Raw genomic sequence first — 787 nt, 5'->3', positions numbered from 1 at the left:
GGACTGGACGGTGGGGGCGGGGCTGGTCGCCGGTCTGCTGATCGCGCTGGTGACCGCGCCGGTCGGGGTGTCGGGCGCGGTGTTCCTGCTCCCGGTCCAGCTGAGCGTCCTCGGCGTGCCGAACCCGGCGATCACCCCGACGAACCTGCTGTTCAACGTGGTGGCCGGACCCGGCGCGCTGTGGCGCTACCGCCGCGGCGGGGCCCTGCGCAGCGGCCTGGCCCGGCGTCTGGTCGCCGGCACGCTGCCCGGCGTGGTCGCGGGCGCCGCACTGCGCGTCTTCGTCGTCCCGGGCCCGGGCGTCTTCCGGGTGCTGATCGCCGTTCTGATGCTGCCGCTGGGCATCTGGCTGTGCGTCCGGGCCCTGGCCCCGGGCCGCGACCGGCCGGCCGGGGCGCGGGAACCCTCGCCCGGGGCGCTCACCGCGCTCGCCCTCGCCGTGGGGGTGGTCGGCGGGATCTACGGCATCGGCGGCGGCTCCCTGCTGGGCCCGGTGCTCGCCGCGCGCGGCCTGCCGATGGTGCTGGTGGCGCCTGCGGCCCTGCTGACGACGTTCGCCACGTCGATCGTCGGCGCCGTCGCGTTCGCGCTGCTGTCGCTCGCGAGCACCGGCGACGTCGCGCCGGACTGGTGGCTGGGATCGGCGTGCGGGGTGGGCGGGCTCGTCGGCGGATACCTCGGCGCCCGGCTCCAGCCGCGCCTGCCGGATCGGGCGCTGCGCCTCCTGCTCGGCGCGCTCGCCACCGCGCTGGGCGCGCTCTACGCCGTGCAGAGCCTCGGCTGAGCG

1 protein-coding gene is annotated in these 787 nt (G+C 77.9%); it reads left to right on the top strand.

Annotation, left to right across the window (positions count from 1 at the left end; translation table 11 throughout):
- The coding region (locus EAO71_RS35400; RefSeq protein WP_315986633.1) for a sulfite exporter TauE/SafE family protein at nucleotides 1-784 on the top strand (784 nt) is incomplete at its 5' end.
- Nucleotides 785-787 lie beyond the last annotated feature (3 nt).

The sequence above is a fragment of the Streptomyces sp. MS191 genome, from assembly GCF_008042125.1.
In the GTDB taxonomy this organism is placed as follows: Bacteria; Actinomycetota; Actinomycetes; order Streptomycetales; family Streptomycetaceae; genus Streptomyces.
Note: the sequence above shows the minus strand (reverse complement) of the source record. Positions and strands in the feature narration are given on the sequence as shown.